This window comes from Streptomyces sp. NPDC051105 (assembly GCF_040682795.1).
GTDB lineage: Bacteria > Actinomycetota > Actinomycetes > Streptomycetales > Streptomycetaceae > Streptomyces.
The window spans coordinates 113,559-130,681 of the sequence record NZ_JBFBBR010000006.1; the positions used below are offsets into that span (position 1 = coordinate 113,559).

General features: G+C 72.0%; 10 protein-coding genes, 2 tRNA genes and 1 pseudogene. 5 read left to right on the forward strand and 8 right to left on the reverse strand.

What is annotated here, in order from left to right; genetic code table 11:
• Positions 1–7: 7 nt before the first annotated feature.
• The 4 genes from AB0N16_RS16885 to AB0N16_RS16900 all read right to left on the reverse strand — a co-directional run bounded on the left by AB0N16_RS16885 (position 8) and on the right by AB0N16_RS16900 (position 4,094).
• Positions 8–1,717, reverse strand: a complete 1,710-nt coding sequence (locus tag AB0N16_RS16885; protein WP_365797329.1) for a HAMP domain-containing sensor histidine kinase — start codon at positions 1,715–1,717, stop codon at positions 8–10.
• A complete protein-coding gene (locus tag AB0N16_RS16890; protein ID WP_026179246.1) occupies positions 1,714–2,454 on the reverse strand; it encodes a response regulator transcription factor in 741 nt (246 codons plus the stop codon). Before AB0N16_RS16890 ends, AB0N16_RS16885 begins: the two co-directional genes overlap by 4 nt.
• 316 nt (positions 2,455–2,770) lie before the next feature.
• Positions 2,771–3,643, reverse strand: a complete 873-nt coding sequence (locus tag AB0N16_RS16895) for a DUF2797 domain-containing protein (protein ID WP_365797331.1) — start codon at positions 3,641–3,643, stop codon at positions 2,771–2,773.
• Between the two features lie 82 nt (positions 3,644–3,725).
• Positions 3,726–4,094 carry an HGxxPAAW family protein gene (locus AB0N16_RS16900; RefSeq protein WP_365797333.1) on the reverse strand — a complete coding sequence of 123 codons (369 nt, stop codon included), beginning with the start codon at positions 4,092–4,094 and terminating at the stop codon, positions 3,726–3,728.
• 197 nt (positions 4,095–4,291) lie between these two features.
• On the opposite strand from AB0N16_RS16900, the gene AB0N16_RS16905 reads away from it, so the two are divergent.
• The 3 genes from AB0N16_RS16905 to AB0N16_RS16915 all read left to right on the forward strand — a co-directional run bounded on the left by AB0N16_RS16905 (position 4,292) and on the right by AB0N16_RS16915 (position 7,850).
• Positions 4,292–4,801 carry a helix-turn-helix domain-containing protein gene (locus AB0N16_RS16905; RefSeq protein WP_365797335.1) on the forward strand — a complete coding sequence of 170 codons (510 nt, stop codon included), beginning with the start codon at positions 4,292–4,294 and terminating at the stop codon, positions 4,799–4,801.
• A gap of 99 nt (positions 4,802–4,900) precedes the next feature.
• Positions 4,901–5,422, forward strand: coding sequence for a hypothetical protein (locus AB0N16_RS16910; RefSeq protein WP_365797337.1), 522 nt, complete (start codon positions 4,901–4,903; stop codon positions 5,420–5,422).
• A 121-nt stretch (positions 5,423–5,543) separates the two neighbouring features.
• The gene (locus AB0N16_RS16915) at positions 5,544–7,850 is read left to right on the forward strand and encodes a hypothetical protein (RefSeq protein ID WP_365797339.1); all 2,307 of its coding nucleotides are present in this window, start codon (positions 5,544–5,546) and stop codon (positions 7,848–7,850) included.
• A 472-nt stretch (positions 7,851–8,322) separates the two neighbouring features.
• On the opposite strand, the gene AB0N16_RS16920 is transcribed toward AB0N16_RS16915, so the two are convergent.
• The 4 genes from AB0N16_RS16920 to AB0N16_RS16935 form a co-directional block, all read right to left on the reverse strand.
• Positions 8,323–8,544, reverse strand: coding sequence for a hypothetical protein (locus AB0N16_RS16920; RefSeq protein WP_351695681.1), 222 nt, complete (start codon positions 8,542–8,544; stop codon positions 8,323–8,325).
• Positions 8,545–8,771: 227 nt separating this feature from the next.
• Positions 8,772–10,730: a SpoIIE family protein phosphatase gene (locus AB0N16_RS16925; protein ID WP_365797341.1), complete on the reverse strand. Its 1,959-nt coding sequence runs from the start codon at positions 10,728–10,730 to the stop codon at positions 8,772–8,774.
• Positions 10,731–11,521: 791 nt separating this feature from the next.
• Positions 11,522–11,594: transfer RNA gene (locus AB0N16_RS16930), tRNA-Arg, on the reverse strand.
• 254 nt (positions 11,595–11,848) lie between these two features.
• Positions 11,849–11,939, reverse strand: a tRNA-Ser gene (locus AB0N16_RS16935).
• Positions 11,940–12,107: 168 nt separating this feature from the next.
• Here AB0N16_RS16935 and AB0N16_RS16940 point away from each other — a divergent pair.
• A pseudogene (locus tag AB0N16_RS16940) lies at positions 12,108–12,521 on the forward strand (SSI family serine proteinase inhibitor); the annotation flags it as partial.
• Positions 12,522–12,827: 306 nt separating this feature from the next.
• Complete coding sequence (locus AB0N16_RS16945) at positions 12,828–16,982, forward strand: PAS domain-containing protein (RefSeq protein WP_365797343.1); 4,155 nt, start codon at positions 12,828–12,830, stop codon at positions 16,980–16,982.
• Positions 16,983–17,123: the final 141 nt, after the last annotated feature.

Sequence of the window (17,123 nt, forward strand, 5' to 3'; positions counted from 1 at the left end):
ACTCTGGTCAAGCGCCCTGTTGCACCCATGTGGTGGCACTGTGCTGTGCCTGTGAGTGCGATTGCCAGTTCGTTTCGGGGTCCGGCTGCGGGGCCGCCGGGGCAAGCGCGGGCAGATACAGGGTGAACACCGTGCTGCCGGGAACGCTGTCCACGGTGACGGCACCGCCGTGCGCGGACGCGACGGCCTGCACGATGGCGAGCCCCAGGCCGGTGGACCCGGTGGACCGCGACCGCGCGGAGTCGCCGCGCGCGAACCGCTCGAAGACGTGCGGCAGCAGGTCCGGCGGAATGCCCTGTCCGTTGTCCTCGACGTCCACGCACATCCACGGTCCGCGCCGCTGGATACGGGCGGTGATGGTGGTCCCCGGCGGGGTGTGCTTGCGCGCGTTGCCCAGCAGGTTGACCAGCACCTGCTGGATTCGGGCCGCGTCGGCTGCCACCAGGGCCGGCTCGTCGGGCAGGTCGAGGCGCCAGTTGTGGTCCATGCCGGCCGCGCGCGAGTCGCTGATGGTGTCGACGACGAGCGGGATCAGGTCGGTGTGCTCGAACTGCAGCGGACGGCCCGCGTCCAGCCGGGCGAGCAGCAGCAGGTCCTCCACCAGGAGGGTCATCCGCCCCGCCTCGGACTCGATACGGCCGAGGGCGTGCCGGGTGTCGGGCCCGACCTCCTCCCGGCCGCGCCGGGTCAGCTCGGCGTAGCCGCGGATGGAGGCGAGCGGGGTGCGCAGCTCATGGCTGGCGTCGGCGACGAACTGCCGTACCCGCATCTCGCTCTGCTGGCGGGCGTGCAGGGCGCCGTGCACATGGTTGAGCATGCGGTTGAGCGCGGCGCCGACCTGGCCGACCTCGGTGTGCGGGTCGCACTCGGACTCCGGGACCCGCTCGCTGAGGTTGACCTCGCCGGTGTGCAGGGGGAGTTCGGAGACGCGGGTGGCGGTGTTGGCGACCCGGCGCAGCGGGCGGGTGGCCACGCCGACCATGACGGTGCCGGCGAGGGAGGCGGCGATCAGGCCGGCGGCGGTGACGCTGATCTCCACGAGGATCAGCGTGCTGATCGTGCTGTCGGCGTCGGCGGTCGGGATGGCGACGTAGTAGTCGCCCTTGTTCCCCTCCACGTAGACGACCTGGTAGCTGCCCAGACCCGGGAGGTCGACCGTGTGTGTCTTCTTGTCCTGGGCGACCGAGCCGAGGGCCTTCATCTGGGCCGTCTTCAGCGTCTCCGCGTTCATCTGCGGGACGTTCTGGTCGTCGTTCGTCTTGTCGCCGACCTTGGCGTCGGTGATCGAGCCGTTGACGACCCTGGCTCCGATGGTGCCGCTGGGCTGCGGGCCCCTGGTGACGAACTGGGTGAGATCGGTCGGCGTGGTGTCGGCGCCCTTGTCCTTGGCCGCCGCGTTCGCGCCGGACCTGCCCGTGCTCTGCTGACCGGGCGGCAGGCCGCCGTTCTTGATCGAGCCCGGCGGCTCGCCGAACCCGCCGGCGGCACGCGCGGACACCTCACCGAGCTGCTGGTTGAGCTGGTCGTACAGATGGGAGCGCAACGCGAGGGTCGTGACGGTCCCGATCACCGCGCAGACCACGGCGATCAGGGTCACGGACACGACGACGAGCCGGGTCCGCAGGGTGCGCGGCTGTCCCTCCCCCACTCTCGACTTCACTCGAGCGAGGGGACCCCCACGTCGCTTCTGCGCACGCGGCCGTCGTCGCCCGCTCATGACGCGGCGGGCTTGATCAGGTAACCGGCCCCACGTCGGGTGTGGATCATCGGCTCCCGGCCGGCGTCTATCTTCCTGCGCAGGTAAGAGATGTAGAGCTCGACCACATTGGCCTGCCCGCCGAAGTCGTACGACCACACCCGGTCCAGGATCTGGGCCTTGCTGAGCACGCGCCGCGGGTTGCGCATCAGGAAGCGCAGCAGCTCGAACTCGGTGGCGGTGAGGTGGATGCCCTCCCCGGCCCGCGAGACCTCGTGGCTGTCCTCGTCCAGGGTGAGGTCACCGACGACGAGCACCGAGTCCGACCGCCGGTCGGCGGCGCCGGAGCGGCGGATCAGCCCGCGCAGCCGGGCCACGACCTCTTCGAGGCTGAAGGGTTTGGTGACGTAGTCGTCGCCGCCCGCGGTGAGACCGGCGATCCGGTCCTCGACCGCGTCCTTCGCGGTGAGGAACAGCACCGGCACGTCGGGCAGCTCGCGCCGCAGGCGACCGAGAACGGTGAGACCGTCCATGTCGGGCAGCATCATGTCGAGGACGACGGCGTCGGGGCGGAACTCCCGGGCGGTCTGGATGGCACCCGTGCCATCACCCGCGCTCCGGATCTGCCAGCCCTCGTAACGCAGGGCCATGGACAGGAGTTCGGTGATCGACAGCTCGTCGTCCACCACAAGCACTCGGACGGGGCTCCCGTCCGGCCTCAGCAGTTCGGTGCGCCCCTGGGGCGAGGTCGTGGTCATGGTGGACACCTTGTCGGTGTCCTCTGAGAACACGCTTTCACTAATCTGTGATTTCCCTAAGAAACACACAGGCACCTCTCAGGGAACGCCTGGGAATCCCCTCACCTGCGCACGAACTCGCGACCGCCACCGCCCCCCGGCTGTGCGGATCATGTACGTCCGGTGTGCGCCCCGGCCCGCTGATGAAACCTCGATGAACCGCTGATGAGAGCGTACCGAGGTGGATGGTCGGGCGCCTGTCGGGTGGGTGTGGGTGGGTGTGGGTGGACCTTGGCGGGTCCGTCCTCGGGGAACTTTCCCGGGTGTTGGGCACGCGTCAGAACAGCCCCTCCTGGGGGGCGGTGAACTCCCGGACGGGTACGCCGAGTTCGCCCTCGTCCCCCGCTCCGGCGGCGGTCAGCTCCCACCCGGGCAGCAAGCGCGTGTCGAGGACGACGACCCCTCGCCGGGTGGCGAGATGCAGATCCGGCCCGGCGGCCGCGACGAGCTCACCGCTCACCGCGCCACCCGGGACCAGTTCGGCCACCTCGCCGACGGCGGCGGGCGCCCCGTCCAGGCCGAACACCCGCACGTGGTCGACGACTTGGCAGGGCTCGGGAACGAGCGCCTCGGGCCAGGCCCCGAGCGCCAGGGCGCGCGCGTGCAGGACGACGACCTCGGCGGCACGCTCGGCATCGCTTCCCGGCAGGGCGGCCCGTACGACGCGCTTGTCGCCGTAGGGAATCCGGTCGGGCACCCTGAGCGCGGCCCGCAACAGCTCCTCGGTCCGCCGCGCAGCCATCAACGGCCCGGCGCCCAGCCAGCTGAAGCACACGGCCCCCTGCTCCAGCAGCCGCGCCGACCCGCGCTCGACGGCGGTGATCCCGACCTTGACCATGCCGGGCCCGAACCAGGCCAGATACACGTGGTACGGCCGAGGATCATCGGCGATGCCGTCGGCCGCCACGGAGTGCGCACGGTCCAGCCGGGCACACTCTTCGCAGCGCGCGCCGGTACTGCGCCCGGACACGGACGCGCGCACCGCGCAGGGATGCCCACGCGCCCCCACGCACTCCCGCACGGCTCCGTCGGCCGTCCTGAAGGCGACGCGCTTCCCCGGCCCGAGCACACTGCGCCGCCCGCCGCTCCACACCAGCACGGGCCCGTCGTCCGACCATCGCAGCCCCGAGCATTTCCACACCTGTGCCATCACTCTCGAGCGTAGAGGGCGGCAGTGACAACGGTGCGGGGTGGAGCGGAGCGGGGGGCCTGGAGGGGGTGCCGGCTCCTGGTCAGCCGCCGGTCCGGGCGGTCGCGGGCTCGGCCTGACCGGTGGCCGTCACCGGCTCGAGCACGGATCCGGTACGTCGTCCCCGACCCGCCAGCCGGCACCCCACGCATCCGGGGTGGCCGTCGCGTGCGCCGGTGTCCCGGGCCCTCAGGGGCCACTGCGTGCGGGGCCGGGGGCCGGGCGGCTTGCCCCAGCCGGCGAGGTGCAGAGACCAGGTGACCAGGATGCTCGCGGCACCCACCGCGCCCCCTCCGACCAGGGCGGGGACCGAGACGGCGCACACCCCCCAGCCCAGCAGACCGCTTCCGACGGTCGCGATCGCGGTACCCGTCCACCCGGCGACCGTGTGACCTTCATCGTGCAGGCTCACGTACCCGCCTCCCCTTCCTAGGCTGCGGCAACTTCACTTGCGGCGGAAACACCACATCCGGCGTGAGGACGACTAGAATCCCTCACGGGCTAAGAAATTTACCGCCTAGATCTCTCACGCGCTAAGGGATTCGGCGAATCTCCCAGGATCGACGGATCTCCAGGGACCCGCGAACACCCAAGGAATCGGGAACGACCATGCTCGGCAAGCCGCGACCGCCCGCGGACCCCGCCCGCGCCCTGTCCGCGATGGACCACCTCATCGCGGCCCATGTGATCGGCCAGCAGGAGCTGGCCCGGCGGCTCGGGGTCAACGTCACGGACCTCACCTGCTTCGGCTTCGTCCTGGAGGCCGGCGAGGACCTGCTGACGGCGGGCGACCTGGCCGCCCGCGCCCATGTGACGACGGGCGCGGTGACGGGCATCCTCAACCGCCTGGAACGCGCGGGCTACGTGACCCGGCGCCCCGATCCCGACGACCGCCGCCGGGTCCGCGTGGCCGCGGTCCCGGACGCGGTCAGCCGGGTCGAAGCGGTGTACGCCGGCCACTACAGACGTCTCACGAACCTGTTCGCCGACTACGCCCCCGACGAACTGGCCACCCTCACCGACTGGTTCACCCGCGCGACGGAGCTGGCCCACGAATACCTGGAACGGCTGAACCACAACGAGTCCGGGGCGTCCGGCGACTCTCCGGGGCCGTGCTGAGTCCTCCCCGGGGTAGAGCAGCCGCATCCACCCGTTTTCCACCCTGCTTCCACCCATGGGTCCAAGTGCCGGACGGGGCCGGAACCGGATAGTCGGGGCATGACGATTTCCGACTGGATCATCGATGTGGCGCTCATCCTCGTGGTCATCAAGCAGATGCGGGAGGAGCGGCTGACGGCCTTCAGGCTGCTGCTGCCCCTGGGCCTGGTCACCTGGGTGGCGACGAGCTACCTGCACGACATCCCGACGGCGGGCGACGACCTCTCCCTCATCGCGGCGTTCGCCGGAATCGGCATCGCCTGCGGCGTGGCCGGCGGCCTGCTCACCCGGGTCCGCTTCGCGGACGGGCACGTCCGGGTCAAGGCGACCCTGGGCGCGGCGGCCCTGTGGGTGCTCAGCATGGGCTTCCGCCTGGGCTTCGCGATCTGGACCTCCCATCCCTCCGGCGAGACCCGCATAGCCCACTTCTCCGCCACCCACCACATCACCGGCGGACAGGCATGGGTCGCCGCCCTGGTCCTCATGGCCGTCAGCGAGGTCGTCATCCGCCTGGGCATCATCGTCGTACGCGGCCAGGCTCTCCGCGGCCGCCAGCGCACCGGCGTCCTCACCACGGCGTGAGCCGGAGCCGTCACGGCGGGCCACGCATCCACCGCCACGACCCCCGGCCCCCCACGCTCCTTGTCAATTCCCTGTGTTAAGTTGCGCGCCTTGATCGTGAAGGTGACGTGGGGGGCCGTTCATGAAGTCGGCGAGATTCTCGCTGCCAACCGCCGCAGCGCTTCTCGTGGGGCTGACGACCGTCATCGGTCCGGGCGCCGTCGGCTCGTACGCGGCATCGGACACACCGCTGCCGATCGCGCACTTCGCGCACATGGTCGTGGACGCTCCGCACGGACACCTCTTCATCAGCGGCGGCGCCGGCACTGACGGCATTCTCGTCACCGACCTCGACGGCGGAAACCCGACGCTGATCGACGACGAGCCCGGGACCACCGGCCTCGCCTTCTCCGCCGACGGATCCACGCTGTACGCGGCTCTCCCGGGCCAGGACGCGATATCGGTGATCAGCACGGAGAAGCTGACCGAGTCGGCCCGTTACGCCACGGGCGCGGGCACCCGTCCGGACTCGCTGGCCGTCGCCGGGGGCACCCTCTGGTTCGGATACGGCACGGCGGGCGCCGGCGGCATCGGATCCGCCGACAGCACCGGCGCGGTCACCCTCCAGCAGGATCCGGGCAGTTGGACGGCACCGCCGATGCTGGCCACGACACCCACGCCCTCCGGCGTCCTCGCGGCGGCCGCGCAGACGGGCGACACCTCCGCCTTCGTGACGTACCGGGCCGAGCACGGTGCCCTGACCCGACAGGCCGCGAAGCAACTGCCCGTCCCCGACCTGAGCGACCTCGCGGTCACGGCGGACGGACAGCATCTGGCGGTCGCGTCCTGGCTGAGGGCGACCTCCAACCGGTACCGGACCTCGGACCTGGCCGTGGACGGGCAGTTCCCCGAGGCACTGGCAGGCAAGTCCGTCGCCGTGGCCCCGGACGGCACCCTGGCCGGCTGCGGCTGCAACTACGGGTTCGAGGCCTTCCCGGAAACCGGCAGGGGCAGCTACAACCTCTACGAGATCGACGCTCCGCTGCATCTGGCCCCGGCCGGCCTCGCCTGGGCCCCGGACGGCAGCCGGCTCTACGGCGTGGCCGTGGACGCCTCCGGCGGAACACCGACGCTGCGGATAGCCCGCAACCCGGAATCCGCATGGGTCAGGCTCTACGGAGGCCCGACCACCACCCCGCTCGCCCCCGGCGAGGCCTACTCGTTCCGGACGCGCTTCGATTCGGACCTCATGCTGAGCCCCGGTCAGACCCTGCTGCCGGGCACCGTACGGATCACGCGCTACGACGACGCCGACCCGGACGGCGTGCTCGTCCCGGACCCGACGACCACCCCGGCGAGCATCGCCGACTTCTTCGGCTCCTACTACGTCGCCGGCACCGCTCCCCTCACCGGCCCGCTGAGCCTCCACGTCGACTACTCCGGAAGCGGCCACTACGGCCCGGCCGCCCAGACCTTCACCGTCCCCGTCGCGAAGTACGCGCCCACCCTGACGCTGACCGGTCCGGCCACCTCCGGCCGTGCCGCGCCGCTGACCGTCACCGGGCGGCTCACCTGGCCGCACGCGCATGTGAGGACGGGCGCGGTGCACGTCGTCAAGACCGACCTGGCGCACCCCTCCGGCTACTCGGTGGGCACCGCGTCCGTCGCCGCCGACGGCACCTTCGCCTTCCACGACACCCCGCGGGTCGGCGGTACGAACACCTACGCCTTCACCTACGACGGCGGCACGTCCTACCTCCCGGTCACGGCGTCGGCGAGGGTCCAGGTGTCCCGGGCCGCTCCCGCCCTGACCGTGACGACCGACGCGAAGTCGTACCGCTCCGGCGCGACCGTCAAGGTCACCGCCCACCTGGGGAACACGTACAACTCCCGCACCGTGACGCTCTACGACCAGCCCGCGGGCAAGCCCCGGGCACAGCTCAGGAGCGGCAGGGCCGACGCGCACGGCAACCTCGTCACGTCGTTCAAGGTCACCCGCAACACCGTCTTCAGCGCCGCCTTCGCGGGTGACTACCGTTACGCACCGCGCACGGTGACCACCACCGCAACCGTCACACCGACGACCCGGACGCAGATGCAGTGGCCGCTCTCGACCACCCGCATCGGCTCCACCACCTACCAGGTCTTCTACAAGCCCCAGGTCAACATGGGCTTCAACGTCCAGGTCACGCCCCGTCAGTCCAGCGGCTGCACATCGGTGTTCGTCGAGCACTACCACTCGGGGTCCTGGCACCAGGTCACCTCGAAGAGCTGCGTCCCCCTGTACGCCGACGGCTGGTACGGCTACGGCCGGTCTCTCAAGCTCTTCACGAGCAACGACCGCTACCGCATCCGGGCCCACTACACACCGCCGGCCAAGGGCGTCCAGACCGGCAGCACCTGGACCCGGTGGACCTACCTCACGGTCCGCCCCGGCAATCCGTCGTAAGCCCTGGCCCCTCGGCCCCCCCGCCCCGAAACGCCAAAGGCCCCGGACCGAACCGGGGCCTTTGCTGTCGGTTGCCGAAGCTGGGGACGTTGGGGGGGGGTAACGGGCGCCGGCTCCGTCACGCCCTTCCGGGGCGTCCAGACGCCCGCGCTCCACGCGGCACCGCAGCGCCACGACACTCAGCGGTCATCCGTCGAACCGGCCGCTAGGCAGCCTCGGGCCGCGCCGCACGTGTGCCAGGGGCGGGCTCCTGTGCATCCTCGGACGCCTCGGACGCATCGGACCAGGAGATCTCGTCTTCTCCGAAGTCCGGGGCCTGGAAGGGCTTTGTCGTCGGAGGCGGCGATACAGCGGTGGAACGGCGGGGTTGCCCTTCCATGGCGGAGAACAGCGACGTCGAGTCGATGAGAGGTCTGCCTTTCGTTACAGGTCCCTGACGGGGCCTGGCGTGCCGCGACCGGGCACGGCGGTCCTACAGCTTGGTCATCTTGGCGTACGGGCTCAAGATCCGCATTTGCGCCGAACCGAAGTCGACGAGCGCCGCGGTTCCCTCTTCGATGCCGATGACCCGGCCGAGGCCGTACACATCATGGGTGACCTGATCGCCCATCGCAAAGTGCTTGGGAGCTGGTGCGACCGGGGCTTTGAAGGGGCTGGTAGGCAGGTGACGCTTCGGTGCCGCAGGCTTTGTCATGGCTCAGTATGAGCCTATGCGCGGCCCATTTGCTGTGGCCGTCGGCACAGATCCACCCGCGAACCCTCGCGCCAGACCGCTGACCTGCTGTTTCGAGAGGCAGCGTCGTCAGAACCTCCATCGAGCCGGAGCCGCCTCACTCGCCTGTTCGCCCCGCGTTCGGCTCAGGGCATGTCGGCCGGGGGTTTCGGCAGCCGTCCATGCCGATCGGGCGGGCAGGGGGCGCGTCATGCGCGTCGGACGATCAGCACGGCGACGTCGTCGAGGTTGTTCGAGGCGATGGCGGCGTCGAGGATGCGGCCGGCGGTCTCCTCGGGGCTCAGTCCGTCGTGGAGGGCTTGGGCGGCCAGCGTTCCGGTCTGCTCGAGCCCGGCGTCCAGTGTGAGGTCCGCCCCTTCGACCACGCCGTCGGTGACCATGACCAGCGCGGTGTCCTTGTCCAGGGTGAAGGTCTCCTGCGGGTACTCGGCGTCCGGCAGGACGCCCAGGAGCGGACCGCCCGACAGCCGGCGTACGTCATGGCTGCCGTCGTCGTGGGCGCACAGCAGGGGCACATGGCCGGCGCTGGCGCCGGTGACCTGTCCGCTGCCCGAGTCGATGCGCAGCATGCTGCAGCTGGCGAACCGTGGCGCGTCCATCGCGACGAGCAGCTGGTTGGCGCTTCTCAGCATGGTTCCGGGGTCCGGCTCGTGGGCGGCGATCGCGCGCATGGACCCGCGCAGCTGCCCCATGAAGGCGGCCGCGTCCGCGTCGTGCCCCTGGGCGTCGCCGATCTCCAGGACAACCGTGCCGTCCGGCATCAGGAAGGCGTCGTACCAGTCTCCGCCGATGTCGAGCCCGGAAACGCAGGGCCGGTAGCGGGCAGCGACACGCAGGCCCGGCAGGTGCTCGGGCAGCTTCGGCAGCATGGTGCGCTGGACCGCCGTGGCCAGCTCGACGTGGGCCTGCTGGGATCTGATGCGCACCAGTGCCTGGCCGGCCAGCTCGGCCAGGGTGAGCGTGAACGCGGTCTCGTCCAGGGAGGGGCGGTGCCCGATTTCGTAGGTCACCACCCAGGCCCCGAGGGGGTGGACGGCGGCGGGGCCGAGGGGGGTGATGGACAGGGCGACGTCGGGGTCGACCCGCCGCGGGGGCGCTGCGCACACCTGCGGCCAGCGGCGCAGAAGCTCCTCACGGTCGGCGATGAACTGCGGCTCGCCCGTGCGGATCACCTGGGGCAGCGGATGCCGCTCGTCCAGGTCCATGCTGCGCACCTCGTCGGCGTGCCATGCGGGGAACCCGCCGTCCGAGGAGACGGAGAGGTGCCCGTGGTCGACGAGTGCGAGTGCGGCGCTGGTACCGCCGAAGGTCGCGGCGAGCCGTGTCAGAACGGCCTGCTGAAGCTCCTGCTCGGAGGCGGTGCGGATGAGGGCGGAGGAGAATTCGGCGATCTCGCCGGCGCGGCGCCGCTCGGCCCCCAGCCTGGCCAGCATCTCCTTGCGGCGGGCCTCGTACCGGGTGTCGTCGCGGATCATCCCGAAGACCTCCTCGGGGCCGTCGTACCCCAGCCGGACTCTACGGGTCTGGCAGGCCAGCTCGTACCGGTCACCGTCGTCGGTGTGGAACCGCAGTTTGGTCCAGGTGCGCTGGAGAGTCTCCGCGGCCAGGAGCCGTCGCAGGGAGATCCGATCGTCGGGGTGGACGTGCCGGACCACCCAGGGCAGGGACACCGAGGCCTCCGGGAACAGCGCGCCCACGTTGGCCGCGCCTCCCAGCCATTCGAGCTCCTGCGCCTCGGGGTGGTAGATGGACAGGCCGAGGCCGGCGGCCCTCGCCGACAGCCGGAACGGCATCAGCAGGCTGCCGAGGTCCTTCTGCACGTTCAGGGAGTGCATCCAGACGAGCTGCTCGCCCCCGTCGGTGGTCATGGGCCGCGCCTCGACGAGGAAGGCCAGAGATGCTCCATCGGGACTGGGAAGGTCCAGCACCCGCATCGCCAGCCGCTGCCTGCTCGCGTGGGTCACCAGGCGCTCGACCACGGGGCGCTGGCTGTCGGGCACCAGCTCCCATGCGTACCGGCCCACGCACTGCTCCGCCGGCCTGCTGAGCGCCGTGGCCATCGCCGTGTTCAGGGAGCGGACGATGCCGTCGAGATACAGCAGAGCCGACGGCTCAGCCCTTCGCAGGAATTCGTCCGCCGCATCCACCTGTCGCTCCTCGCGATCATCGAGGGATCAGCCGGTAGTACCCATCATTGCATTCCGGTCATTTCGTGGCGCCGTCAACGCTTTGGGGCAACGCTCTCCGGCAACGATTGGGGGCAGCGCCTCGCGGCCCGGGCACCGAAGCCCCATTGACCTGCTCTTTCCGTCTTGGTTCCGGACGGCTGCCGCGCGCACCGTCCGCCCAGACGAACGACACGGGGCAGGCAGCGGCCAGGAGCGGGTGCGGTGGACCAGGAGCGGGTGCGATGGACCAGGAGCGGGTGCGATGGACCAGGAGCGAGGACGCTGACCTGCGTGTGACAATCGGTTGGTGGATCGCGGTTCCGCGTCCGAGGCGCGCCCCTCGCCGCGATGGGAGGCTCTCCGTGAGCGACCGTCTCCCTGCGTGGCCGACGCTGGTCCAAGCGGAACTGGCGCCGATGCGCCGCCACGTTTCGAGGACGATCATGTGGAACGCGTCTGGGACGACCACGCCGCCCGGCTGATCTGGACGGCGCTGGACCTTGCCGCTGACGGGCTCGAGGCGTGACGCCGTCTACGACGCCGCCGTCGAGACAGCGGGCTGGCCGTCAGACCTCGTCAGACCCCGTGTCGAGGGTTGGTACATGAGCAGGACACCGCCCGGGTCCGTCCAACACCGGCACGGCTGACCCACCGGCTGCCGTCCATCCGTCCACGTGGTCGCAGGAGTTCGAACCGGGCCCTTTCACTTCGCCGCCGTACGCCCTCGAAACAACAAAGGCCCCGGACTGATCCGGGGCCTTTACTCTGTGTGCACTCGGCAGGATTCGAACCTGCAACCTTCTGATCCGTAGTCAGATGCTCTATCCGTTAAGCTACGAGTGCTTGTTCACTTGTTTTTTTGTCTTCGCTTTCGGCCCTTCCGGCCCGCTCGCGGCGACAGGAAGAACACTACATGACTGCCGCCGCCATGTGAAATCCGTTAGGTGCACCCATTGTGACCTGCGGAAACGCCATATCTCGGGGTCCTGCACGCACCGGCCGACGGGAGTGGCGGTGATCATGACGGAGCGAAGGCGGAGCCCGTAAACGGCTCAGGGAGCCCTGACCGAAAATGGTCGGGCTCCCTGAGTCAGGTGCGGAGGCGGAGGGATTTGAACCCTCGATGGGCTTGAAGGCCCAAACCGCATTAGCAGTGCGGCGCCATAGACCGGACTAGGCGACGCCTCCCGCACAGCCGCCCGCGCGAGCGCGAGTGGTGCGTGCAGATGATGACACAGTCGAGCGTGCTGTCACCAATCGGCTCCCACGGTACTAGGCAGCCGGGCCGCAGGGCAAAGCACTTCCCCTCGCCGGGGCGCGCCGCAACGTCCGGGCGGCCGACGCGTTGAGCAGGGCATGTCGCACTTCGCCGTGCGGGGCGCCCTCGGGGCCGTCGCCGCCGTCCTCGGATCCGTCCCCGCCCTGCCCGCCTCCGCCGTCGTCCAGGGCGACCACCTCACCGTCACCGTCCGGCACGCCGGGGACGGGCGGGACGGCACGTACGAGCTGTCCTGCCATCCCGGCGCCGGCAGTCACCCGGACGTGAGCGGGGCCTGCCAGTCGCTCGACCGGAACACGCGCTGGGGACGGGACACCTTCGCCCCGGTCGCTCCCGGCACCGCCTGCACCATGCTGTACGGCGGCCCCGCCACTGCCCATGTCACCGGCACCTGGGCCGGCCGCCCGGTCGACGCGACCTATGACCGCAGCAACGGCTGCGAGATCGGACGCTGGAACCGCATGGTGCCCCTGCTGCCCGACCTGGGGTCCCAGGGTCCTGCCCGACCTGGGTTCCTGGAACCTGGCGGCCCGGTCGGGCATGGGGCGATCCGGCCGTCCGGACGGCACAGCGGTTTCACGGCGGAAGCCCCGCTCCCGTAAATGTCTCGCGGAGGTACGACGGAGGTGAGGCGTGTCGGTCACATGTTCACCGTCACTTCGTCGTGCGACCTCCCTCTCATCCGGCGCCGTGAGCGCAACCGGTGCCTTTAGACTCCCTCGCGTGACACGCCGCGGGCCGGTTGGCAAGATGGCTCGAGCGGTCGGCAAGGTGCGGTAACAGGGAGGAAGCGTCTCGTGAGCAGCAGGCCATCCCGAGGCGCTGCTCGCCTCGCAGCCATACTCGATGCGCTGCCGGACGCGTTGGTGCTGGTCAACGCCAACGGGACCGTCGTCAACGCGAACACGATCGCTCTGGAGGCGTTCGAGGCACCGGGTACCGCGCTGGTCGGGCGAGGGCTGCTGGATCTGCTGCCGCAGTTCGACTCCCGGCTCATCCCGGGGTCCATGCGGCGGCCCGATCACATGGACCCGCGCGGGCGTACCAAGCCGACCCGGATGGTGGCGCGGCGGACCGACGGCTCGGAGTTCCCGGTCGAGGTCACCAGCGCCAATCTGGAGAACGGGCAGCAGGCGTACGACGGTTACGGCTACGGCGCCGACGAGCTGCTGATGCTGGTCGTGCGCGACCTGACCGGCACCGTGGACACCGAGGCCGAACTGGCCCGCTCACAGCGGCAGACCGAGATGATCCTGCGGGCCGCGAGCGAGGGTGTCGTAGGGACGGACACCGACGGGCGGATCGTGCTCGTGAACCCGGCCGCCGCTCAGATACTGGGATACCGGGCCGGTGAGCTGGGCGGCAAGGAGCTGCACAATCTGGTGCTGCACGCGCGCGCGGACGGCTCGCCCTTCCCGTACGCCGAGTCGCCGCTCGCCGACACCCTGCGCTCCGGGCGCAAGCACCGGGTGCGCGGCCAGGTGCTGTGGGCCAAGGGCGACAAGAAGGTGCCGGTCGATCTGACGACCGCGCCGGTACGCGACGGCGACCAGCTCGTCGGCGCCGTGATGACCTTCACCGACCGGCGGCCGTACGACGACCTCGCCGAGGAGAAGGACGCCCTGGAGAAGGCGCACGCCGAAGAGCTGGAGCGGCTCTCCGAGGAGCACGCCTCCGATCTGACCGCGCTGCGCCAGAAGCACGTCACCGAGGTCGAGGAGCTGCGCGAGCGGCACGCCGAGGAGCTGGCGTCCGGCGAGGAGCGGTACGCGGCCCTCGGCGAGCGCGAGAAGGACCGGTACGAGGCCCTCCACGGTCGGCACGAGCAGCTGCTGACCCTGCTCGCGCAGTCGTTGCGCGGCCCGCTCGACGAGCTGCGCCGGGAACTGGCCGCGCTCGCCGCCGACGACGCCGGGCAGCTGTGGCCCGAGGCCAACCAGGTGCTCCATCACCTTTCGGCCGGTTACTCGCGTATCACCCAGCTCATCGACAACGTGCTCGGCTACCAGGCGCTGGACGCCGGAACCGAGGACATCAACCGCACGAAAGTGATGCTGGACGCGGTCGTCGCCGCCGGTGTGGACGGGGCGGTGGAGCTGATCGGGCCCGGGCGGGTCCAGTTCGCCGTGCACGCGCCGCCCATCGAGGCCGAGGTGGATCCGCAGCGGCTCGCCGTCGCGCTCGCGCATCTCGTCGCCGACGTGGCGGGTGTCGACGCGACCGGCAACGCGCCCGTCTCCGCCGGCGGCTACATGGACAACACCGTGGTGGTCGCGGCGGCGCAGCGCGGTGAGGTCGTCCGTATCGAGGTGCGCGGGCCGTACCCCGGGGGCGACCCGGTGCACGAGCCGATCGTGCGCGGGATCGTGCGAGCGCACGGCGGTGTGCTGCAGACGCACGAGGTGCCCGGCATGAGCGGCAGCGCGTTCGTCCTGGAGGTGCCGATCGGGGGCGGCGCCGGGGCCGTGACCCCTCCGGCCGGTACCGCGGTGGCCATGATCCCGGCCGCCGACGACAGCGGTGCCGGTGGGCGGCGGCGGGCCCGGCGGTCCTCCGTGGACGCCTTCCTGGAGAGTGACATGCCCGGCGGCGAGGGCGGCGAGGGCGAGGTCCCGGCCGTGGCGCCGACCGGGCGGCGGCGCCGGCGTGCCGCCGGGGCGGCGGCCCTGGAGAGCGGGCCCGCCGCGATCGAGAGCGCCGCGAGCATCGAGAGCGCGGAGTCGGCGTCCGGCGGTACCGGACGGCGGCGCGGACGACCGGCCGACGCGGACGCGGGCGCCGACGGAGGCGCGGGGGTCGCCGGCGTCTCCGAGGGTGCCGTGGTGACGGCGGCCGAGCAGGGCGCCGGTACGGCCGCCGCGGGTACGGGGCTCGGTGGCACCGTTCCGCCGCAGGGCGTGCCCGCCCCGGCTGCGGGACGACGCGCCCGGCGTGAGCCCGACGAGCGGCAGGCGCTGCCGCCGGCGCTGCCCGCACCCGCTGCGGCTGCGGCTGCGGCTGCGGCGCAGGACGACGAGGGGCAGCCCAGCGGGCGGCGGCGCCGTGCGCTGGCCGCGGCGGCCGAGCGGGCGGAACAGCAGCAGGCGGGCCCCCGGCCGGTCTTCGCGCTGCCGCCCGCCGAGGCCGATCGCGCCCCCGAGCCGGTCGCGATGGCGGGTGAGGAGGGCCGGCACGACGCCGTGGCGCACGACCAGGCCGAGGACCACACCCCGCCGCAGCCGCACCCCACCAACGCGCCGACGGGCCGCCGTCGACGGGCCGTGGGCCAGCCCGACGAGGCCGCGCCGGCCGTCGTGCCGACGGTGCCCGCGCAGGCGAGCGCACCGGGCCAGCCCGGTCAGCCCGTCCAGCCCGGCCAGCCGGTACCGCCGGGGCAGCTTCCGCCCGGCCAGCCCGGCCAGGGCATCCCGGCCCAGGCCGGGTCCGCGGCCCAGATCGCCGCGCCCTCCGGCATCCCCGCCGCCCCGGCGGCCGCGGGTCAGCAGCCGGTGCCACCCGTGCAGGCGGGTCAGCCCGGCCGGCCGGTTCCGGAGGCGCTGCCGGGCGTGGCGGCCGTACCGGCGCAGGCACAGCAGCCGCAGTCTCAGCCGCAGATCCCCGCGCCGGCGGCCCCCGGCCAGCCGACCCCGGCCCAGCCAGTGCCCGCGCAGCCCGCCGCGGCCGCTGAAGCCACCCCGGCCGGCGCCCAGCCGCTGCCGGCGGAGGCCGCGCCCGTGGCCCCCGTACCGCAGCAGTGGCCGGGCGGCGCCGACGAGGCGCCCCCCGCACCCGCCGCTCAGCGCGCCCGTGCCGCGCAGCCGTTGCCCGCCGAGGCGGCGGCGACGCCCGCGCCGCCCGACCCCGACTCCACGCAGGGCCGGGCGTTCAGCGTGCGGACGCTGGGGCAGGGGGTGCCGTTCTCCCGGCAGGCCGCGCAGGTGCAGCAGCCGACGGCGACGCCGCCCCCGCACCAGCCGGGCGGCAACGGACGGCGCCGCAAGCTGGGCACGCGCCAGGAGCAGGAGCAGCCCGAGCAGTCGGCCCGGCCGCATCCGCCGGCCGAGCAGCCGCTGCCCCAGCCGTCGCTGGCCGGGCAGTCCCGGCTCACGGGCGCCACCGAGGGCGCCGGACGGTCGTACGCGATAGGCGCACCGGACGTGAACGCCGCCGAGGGCCCGGAGCCGCTGGACGGTCCGGGCGGGGCGGTCGAGGTCGCGGATCCGCCGCGCCCGCAGCCGATGGACGACGAGCTGCCCCCGGAGCCGCTGGACAACCCGCGCCGGCTGCTGGTGTGGCCCGCGCCGGACGTCACCACCCAGCAGGCGCTGAGCGACCGCGGCTACCGGCCGGTGATCGTGCACTCCCGTGAGGAGGTCGACGCGCAGATCGCCGCGTTCCCGGCGGCGCTGTTCGTGGACCCGCTGACCGGGCCGATCACGCGGACCGCGCTGCAGTCGCTGCGGCAGGCGGCGGTGGCGGCCGAGGTGCCGGTGATGGTCACGGCCGGGCTGGGACAGGCGACGCGCGAGGCGGCGTACGGCGCCGATCCCGCCGTACTCCTGAAGGCGCTCGCGCCCCGGGACAGCGAGCAGCATCCGCCGCGGGTGCTGCTCATCGAGGAGCACGCGGAGATCGCCCTCGCCCTGACCGCGACGCTGGAGCGGCGCGGGATGCAGGTCGCGCGGGCGGCGAGCGACGCGGACGCGGTGACGCTGGCCGGGCAGCTGCGGCCGAACCTGGTGGTGATGGACCTGTTGCAGGTGCACCGCCGCCAGGCCGGCATCATCGACTGGCTCCGTGCGAACGGGCAGCTCAACCGGACGCCGTTGGTCGTCTACACGGCGGCCGTCGACCAGGCGGACCTGCCGCGGCTGGCGTCGGGGGAGACGGTGCTGTTCCTGGCGGAGCGGTCGACGAGTTCCGAGGTGCAGGACCGGATCGTCGACTTGCTGGCGCGGATCGGGACGAACTGATGTAGCGCCGTCGGGGAACTGCCGACCGTCGGTTCACGGTGGTCCGCGGCTGGTCGCGCCCACGCGGCGGTAGCCGCAGATCGAATACAGCCCCGCGCCCCTATTGGGGCGCCCCCGCGCGAGGTGTCTTCAGAGGCTGGT

Bases quoted from the DNA above. Each gene is read 5' to 3' on its own strand.
- AB0N16_RS16890 (WP_026179246.1), bottom strand. From the start codon at position 2,454: ATGACCACGACCTCGCCCCAGGGGCGCACCGAACTGCTGAGGCCGGAC.
- AB0N16_RS16910 (WP_365797337.1), top strand. From the start codon at position 4,901: ATGACGATTTCCGACTGGATCATCGATGTGGCGCTCATCCTCGTGGTC.
- AB0N16_RS16885 (WP_365797329.1), bottom strand. From the start codon at position 1,717: ATGAGCGGGCGACGACGGCCGCGTGCGCAGAAGCGACGTGGGGGTCCC.
- AB0N16_RS16895 (WP_365797331.1), bottom strand. From the start codon at position 3,643: ATGGCACAGGTGTGGAAATGCTCGGGGCTGCGATGGTCGGACGACGGG.
- AB0N16_RS16920 (WP_351695681.1), bottom strand. From the start codon at position 8,544: ATGACAAAGCCTGCGGCACCGAAGCGTCACCTGCCTACCAGCCCCTTC.
- AB0N16_RS16905 (WP_365797335.1), top strand. From the start codon at position 4,292: ATGCTCGGCAAGCCGCGACCGCCCGCGGACCCCGCCCGCGCCCTGTCC.
- AB0N16_RS16915 (WP_365797339.1), top strand. From the start codon at position 5,544: ATGAAGTCGGCGAGATTCTCGCTGCCAACCGCCGCAGCGCTTCTCGTG.